The following is a 7113-nucleotide window of genomic DNA, read 5'->3' on the forward strand; positions in this document are numbered from 1 at the left end:
TGCTCCCGATGTCGCGTGACCCGGCCGGCACGATCTTGATGATCGGGCCGCCCGGGAGGCGGACTAGCCGCCATCCGTCGCGGAGAGGCTGGCCGCAGGTCGGAGATTCTCGACGATGTCGAGGTTCTCGAGCTCCGCCGCACGCTCCTGCGAATAGCCCAAGGCACGGTAATTCAAGATGCCGCTCGGCGAATGGCATTCGACGCAATCGCGGCCCACCGGTTGAATGCCGTGATTGACCATGAGCGAGCCCATCTGACGCATCCACTTGGGCTCGACGTTATTAAGCTCTCCGTCGACCAGCGGATAATCGGTTTTCCATCCGCCGCTGACCCCGAAATAGGCCATGAACTCGTCCATCATGTAGCGCTTGAACGGCTCCTGGTACATGCGCTGCACAATGGGATCGCGGATCGCCTGCTTGACGGAGGCGGCCGTGTCGCCCGTCTCGTAGTAGGTCGCGTAATCGAACGGCAGGATCATGGCGCCGAACGGGCCTTGATTCCCCATGTCCTCGTACATCATGGCGTTGAAGAGTTTGAAGGGATAGATGCGGCTTTCCCCGTCGTTCATGTGCGCACGCAGATTTTGATCCAACATCCGGCGCCGCTCGTCCAATTGTTCCGGCGTGAGCTGAGAGAGCGGATCGGTCGCGGCCTCGACATAGGCATCCACGTCGATGTCGGGATAGGTCTTCTTCAGCTCGATCGCCTGCTCGCGCACGGCGGCGAGGATCTCCGGATCCTCGATCCGGACCAGTTGCTGCATCAACGGGTCGTATTCGGTCGAGCCGTTGGGATTGTTGCCCAAGGCATTGGCCAGGAAGGTCCCGTTGCCGTTGAACCAGAGGAAGGTGAAACCCTTGTTGACCTCGCCGGAGCGATAGATGTCGGTCGGCGTGAAGATGCCTTCCTCCGCATCCCAGGTCGGGTGAACCCAATCGCGGAGCACGACGTTGTTGTCCTGAAGCGCCCGGATATGACAGGTCTCGCAGGCGATCCGATCGAGATGCCCGTTGAGCAACGCCTTGTGCTTGGATCGGTTGTGCGGTGCGGTGCTGTGACAGGTCACGCACGAGACCTCGACATCCGGCAGATCGTTGGCGACCAGATCGACGCCCATCCGACCGCGCGGGATCTTGTGGCCTTCGGGGACATGACAATCGGTACATTGCAGACCGGCCGCGGCATGCAGGTCGTCCTGCGGACTGAAGGGGTTGCCCCGCTTGGCCCCTGTATGAAGCAGGCGCTGGTGCTTCTCCCCGAGTGCCTTTGCGGCCTCGTTGTGCAGATAGGCATCCCCTCCCATGTTGTGCTGATGGCAATTCAGGCAATTTTTGGTCGTCGAGCGCCCCACGGTGAGGGCGGCGCGCATCGTACGATCCTGATTCCAACGTAGCCCGACGTCATCCCGGATCACATAGCGCTGGTTCATATCGTATTCGGTGGAGTGGCAGATCAAACAGTCGATGCCTTCCTTCGCGACATCGGGTACATCGCCGATCGGCATCATCTTTTCGGTCGCCGGCTGATAATTGCCGCCGATATGGCATTGGCCACAGCCTTCGCTGCGTAATGCAACCTCGCCATGCGCCGATTCGGGTCGGCTTTCAACCAGTGCTGCCCAGCCGGTCCAGGAGAAGCTGCCGGGGATGCCGCAGGCTCGGTTGATCTTGCCGACCGGAATCGGGCGGCTGCCCTCGGCGTTCACCCGGCGTCCGTCGTAGCCGTAAGTCGAGAAACCGCCGCCTCCGTCGCTCTGGAACTTGAAATGGACCGAGTTGACGATGTCGTCGAGTGTGTCGACCTCGGAGGTCCGCCCGTCGTGATGCCGCACTTGAATGGTGGCGTGACACTGCAGGCAGGTCTTGGGTCCTTCGTACTGCAGGATATTCGCATCGCGAAAATATTTGATATGCGTCGGCTCGTGCTCGCGCATGAAGGACTGCGTGTTCATGAGCATCTCGACCTTGACCCGGCGGGCGAAGGCATTCGCGTCTTGCCCGACGATCGCCTCGGCGGCCGCGCGACGCGCGTTCAGCGAGAGCTCGGTCGCCATCGCCTCGAGCTCCTTCTCCGAGATCGGCTGACTGTTGGCATAGGTCAAAGGGGCGTTTGATTTGCCCACATAGGTGTCGAACAGGATCGGATACACCGCCTTGTAGAGCATGAGCAGGACAAGGAGTCCGACCGCAACCGTGACGAGGAGCCGACGTGCGTTCTTGGGTGTCAGCAGGATTTTGTCGAATGCGTTCATGGCGTCTCACGCGGGGTCGGAGCCGTGGTCTCGGTGCGGGTCGGGTCGGATTCGCGATGCCAACCGGTGATCATGGCGCGGAGATTCGAAAAGACCGTCTCGCCGGTGGTGATGATATAGATGTGCACCAGGAGAAAAAGGGCCAACAGATAGCTGACGACGACATGGGTCATGGCGACGACCCAGACGCTGCCGAGGCCGAACAAGGTCTCCGGCAGATAGACCGAATAGAGAAAGGCCCAGCCGCTGAGGAGGAGGATCGGCATCAGGCCGTACATGACGCCCAGATAACTGAGTTGCTGAAGCGTGTTGAACTTCATGGCCTCCGTGACGTGGAATGGATGCGGCTCGAGCCGAAAGATTCCGATCATGTAGTAACGCGTCTGAGCGATCAAATCCCCGATAAGTGTGCGAAATCGGACGCGATAGTGGCGCGCATTCTCGCTCCTGGCATTGGCGACGACGAAGCCGATCCAACCGATGGTCAAGAGAATTCCGGCAGTATTGTGCACCACCCGCGCGGTGGCGAAAGGCATCAACCAATCGGCTCCGGCGTAATGCATGCTGACCCCGGAGGCGATCAAGGTCAGGAACAAGAGTGCATTCACCCAGTGCCAAAGCCGCAGCCACACCGGATAGAGATACAGCGACGTCATCATGCCCTCCTGTTCGCCCGACGGGCGAGATAGCGACCCACGCCATGTGCGGCGAGCAGTAGAACCATCAGACCCATGATCGCCAGGCTGAGTCGATCGAGCGCCGGGCTCTTGCTCATTCCGACCACATAGGCCTCGTTGAAGACGGCCTTGGCGAGCAAACCGCGGCGGGCGATGTCTTCTTCCGATTGGAAATGATAGAGGCGCGCAAGGAGCTGCGGGTCGGCGGAGTGACAGCTGACGCAATTCTTTTCGCTTTTCTCCGCCGGCAGAATCTCATGATTCGCAAAGTCCGCGACGGGCGTGTGACAGTCGACGCAGCGTACCGATGTCCAATGGGCGTCGCGGTTCGGCAGCCAGTCATGGCTTGTGCTGGAGGGCGAGACCAGCCTCTTATGGCAAGACAGGCAGACCCCGTTGTGGTTCCGCACGATCTGCGCGAGCGGCTCTCCGACCGCCGCCGGGCGGAAGCGATGCGGATCGTGGCAGGAGTGGCAGCTGAAGCCGGCGGCCTTCGGCGAGTCGGAGACGGCGTGGACGCTGCGCTTGAACTCGGCATCGATGTCGACCCACCCTCGGCTCAGGTTTTGGTCGTCGCCCTCATGACAGCCGATACAGTCCATATCACCCGGAGCAGGCCGGTCGGGATGCGGGTAGCGTCGGTAACTGCGGCGATGACAGTCGATGCAGGCCAGCTCGCCGTGGACCGAGTGCGCGAGCCCGTCGCGATCGATCGACAGATCGATGATCTCGCTGGTCTCGGGATCGCGGTAGGCCAGGCTCGACATGGCATGGCAGCGCAGGCAGGCGTGTCGATCCGCAGCGGCTTCGGCGAGCTGCTCGTCGCCGGCGTCGCCGGCCGGTTCGGCGCTCGCCCCGAACGCAAAGAGACAGAGCCAGAGCACGAGCGACCAGCCGAGGCGGACCAATCGGGTTTTCGTCGATCCGGGGCGACCTGTCGTGGGGGGCGGGCACGGGTCATCGGGGTGGCGTTGGGCGCCCGGTCGGGCCGTCCGATTGCGTAAGGCGTTCATGGCGCTTCCTGATTGCCGCGATCGCTTTCGATCTTACCCGTGCTCGCCACCGGGTTCCAGCATCCGCGCCGAGCATCGGCCGATCTCCGAGCAGGGCTGCGGCCGAATCCGTGGGGCGCGGCGCACGGGAATCAGCTCGAGTCGTTGCCGAGCACGGGAAAAAATCGTTCTTCCGAGCACTCGACGATGCGCAATGATCGCCTCGAATGTATCCTCTTCCGATCAACACCCGTTCAACACACCCTTACAACGATGAGGAGTCCGGCATGACCACCAGGCACGACGGGGAGACCCGTACTCAAAACCGTCATCTGCTGGTCTGGGTGACGGAGTTGGCCGCGCTGTGCCAACCCGATCGCGTCTATTGGTGCGACGGCTCTCAAGAGGAGTACGACCGACTCTGCACCGAAATGGTCGATGCCGGGACCTTCGTCCGGCTCAATCCCGAGAGACATCCCAACAGCTTCCTGGCTCGCTCGCATCCGAGCGACGTGGCGCGGGTGGAAGACCGCACCTTCATCTGCTCGCGGCGCGAGGAAGACGCCGGTCCGACCAACAACTGGTTGGAGCCGCGCAGGGCCAGGACACTCCTCAAGGGTCTATTCAAGGACTGCATGCGCGGGCGCACGCTTTACGTGATTCCCTTCAGCATGGGTCCGATCGGCTCGCCGATCGCCCATATCGGCGTGCAGATCACCGACTCGCCCTACGTGGTGGTGAATCAGCGGATCATGACCCGGATGGGGCAGCGGGTGCTGGACAGCCTTGGCGAGCATGGTGATTTCGTCCCCTGCGTGCACTCGGTCGGTGCGCCGCTGCAACCCGGCGAGCAGGATGTCCCCTGGCCCTGTGCGAACAGCATCGAGGACAAGTACATCGCCCATTTCCCCGAGACCCGCGAGATCTGGTCGTTCGGCAGTGGTTACGGCGGCAATGCGCTGCTGGGCAAGAAGTGCTTCGCGCTGCGGATCGCCTCGGTGATGGCGCGCGACGAGGGTTGGCTGGCCGAGCATATGTTGGTGATGGGCGTGGAGTCGCCCGAGCACGAGAAGCGTTATGTCGCCGCGGCTTTCCCGAGCGCCTGCGGCAAGACCAACTTCGCCATGCTCATTCCCCCCAAGGGCTTCGAGGGCTGGAAGATCACGACGGTCGGCGACGACATCGCCTGGATCAAACCCAATCCGGCGGATGGACGCTTCTATGCGATCAATCCGGAATACGGTCTATTCGGAGTCGCCCCCGGGACGAACGAGGACTCCAATCCCAACGCCATGGCAGCGCTGAGCGCGAATGCGATCTTCACCAACTGCGCGCTGACCGACGACGGTGTCGTCTGGTGGGAAGGCATGACCAAGGAGCCCCCCGATCATCTGATCGATTGGAAAGGCGAGGACTGGACACCGGGTTGCGGCCGTCCCGCAGCCCATCCGAATGCGCGCTTTACCGCCCCCGCCTCGGCCTGTCCCTCGATCGATCCGGAATGGGAAAACCCCAAGGGTGTGCCCATCAGTGCCTTCCTGTTCGGCGGCCGGGTCAGTCGGCATTTTCCGCTGGTCTTTCAGAGTTATAACTGGGAGCACGGGGTCTATCTGGCCGCGACCATGGGCTCGGAGGCCACCGCCGCGGCGATCGGGCAGGCCGCCGTGCGACGCGACCCCATGGCGATGCTGCCCTTCTGCGGCTACAACATGGCCGACTATTGGCGGCATTGGCTGCGGATCGGCCGGCGCTGCGTCTCCACCCCGCCACGGATCTTCCGCGTCAACTGGTTCCGCAAGGACGAGCACGGTCGTTTCATCTGGCCGGGATTCGGCGAAAACATGCGCGTGCTCGAATGGATCGTCAAACGCTGCAACGACGACGGCTCGGCCGTGGAGAGTCCGATCGGCTGGATCCCGGATTACGAGGCATTCAACTGGGACGGGCTGAATTTCGACCGCGAGCGGTTCTACTCGATCATGAACATCGATCGCGAGGCGGCCCGACTGGAGACCCACGACCAGGAGGAACTCTTCACCCGTTTCGGCGACCATCTGCCGCGCGAGCTCGAAAGCGAGCGCGAGCTTCAGCTGGCCCGGCTCTTCCACTCGCCGGCGCTCTGGGATCTGTCCAGCACCAAGAGGACCTGATCGGGTGCCGAACCGATCCTTCGCGGCCGGTCCGTCGAGACTTTTTGCGTCCCTGTCGCCCTTGCGGATCAGGCGATCGGTCTCGGCCGCCGGCGCCGGAAGAGCGTCGGACATGGCCGCCCGGGTCGTCGCGGCTTTGCCGGCCTATCAGGTCGCACTCTGGCCCGACGGTTGGGTGCTCGGCGCAAGCGGAGCGGTGGCGGTGCGCGATACCCACGCGATGGCCGAGGCGCGGCGCTGGTATGTGCTTGCCGATCGTGCTGTCGGGCGGCCGCGGATGGATCGGACCATGTGTCTCCATGGCACCTTTGTTCCGCGTTCGGTCGTCGCGCTTTCCGGGCAGAGGTTCCCGTCCGAGTCGGTTGCCTCGGTGGCCGTGCAGCTTGTGGCAGGGGATTGGATCACGCAACGGCGGCGGCAGCTTCTTGCTGCGCCCGACGAAGCCATCCGCACGAGAGCGTTTGGATGGACGGGATCTCGGCATGTCGCCGATCTGGACATCGAGGCGATGACGGCCTGCGTCATGCGGGTCATGGCAGAGTGTCGGCGGGAAGATCTCATCCCGGCTGCCGGCTACGACCTGAAGGTGCGTCCGGACGATGGCTTCGGGATTCGGGGCTATCGCTGTCTGATCACGGTGGGCCTGGACGGTGCGGCGCGTGCATGGTACCGGGACGTGCTGCAGACGGCCTTGGTGCCGTGGAATCGCGCCGTGGTGCGCGACGGCGCGGCCCATCCGCTGGTGAAGGTCGAGGTGCGTGCTCGCAGGTGACCGGCCCGGTTCGTCATGCGTCGCGGCGTGCCTTGAGATGATGACTCAGGAAGATGTCGAACACCTTGATCGAAGGGTCGGCTGGGGTGAGCAGAGCGACCTCCGGCATCCGAGGCGTCGGACCCTACCGGGGCTCGCAATCTCACCCATCCCGCATCGCAGCGTCACGGAACGCTGCGGGAGTAAGGCGGATGACGCGATCGCTCATCCGACCCAATGTGCTGAATTGCATCCTCTCAAGGCATCCCATTATACACAACTTTGAG

General features: G+C 62.9%; 5 protein-coding genes. 2 read left to right on the forward strand and 3 right to left on the reverse strand.

Features of this window, described 5'->3' with window-relative positions:
- Window positions 1-63: 63 nt before the first annotated feature.
- The 3 genes from B4N44_RS06895 to B4N44_RS06905 are packed head-to-tail and all read right to left on the reverse strand — an operon-like array spanning window position 64 to window position 3841.
- A complete protein-coding gene (locus tag B4N44_RS06895; RefSeq protein ID WP_296698426.1) occupies window positions 64-2256 on the reverse strand; it encodes a nitrite reductase in 2193 nt (730 codons plus the stop codon).
- Entirely contained in the window at window positions 2253-2912 is a 660-nt protein-coding gene (locus tag B4N44_RS06900; RefSeq protein WP_296698439.1) for a cytochrome b/b6 domain-containing protein, read from the reverse strand. Before B4N44_RS06900 ends, B4N44_RS06895 begins: the two co-directional genes overlap by 4 nt.
- Window positions 2912-3841, reverse strand: a complete 930-nt coding sequence (locus B4N44_RS06905) for a cytochrome c3 family protein (protein WP_296698428.1) — start codon at window positions 3839-3841, stop codon at window positions 2912-2914. The genes B4N44_RS06900 and B4N44_RS06905 overlap by 1 nt, the downstream gene beginning before the upstream one ends.
- A 371-nt stretch (window positions 3842-4212) precedes the next feature.
- On the opposite strand from B4N44_RS06905, the gene B4N44_RS06910 reads away from it, so the two are divergent.
- Window positions 4213-6075: a phosphoenolpyruvate carboxykinase (GTP) gene (locus tag B4N44_RS06910; RefSeq protein ID WP_296698431.1), complete on the forward strand. Its 1863-nt coding sequence runs from the start codon at window positions 4213-4215 to the stop codon at window positions 6073-6075.
- A 112-nt stretch (window positions 6076-6187) separates the two neighbouring features.
- The gene (locus B4N44_RS06915) at window positions 6188-6847 is read left to right on the forward strand and encodes a hypothetical protein (RefSeq protein ID WP_296698433.1); all 660 of its coding nucleotides are present in this window, start codon (window positions 6188-6190) and stop codon (window positions 6845-6847) included.
- The last annotated feature ends 266 nt before the right edge of the window (window positions 6848-7113 follow it).

Source organism: Thiocapsa sp. UBA6158, assembly GCF_002423035.1.
Classification (GTDB): Bacteria; Pseudomonadota; Gammaproteobacteria; order Chromatiales; family Chromatiaceae; genus Thiocapsa.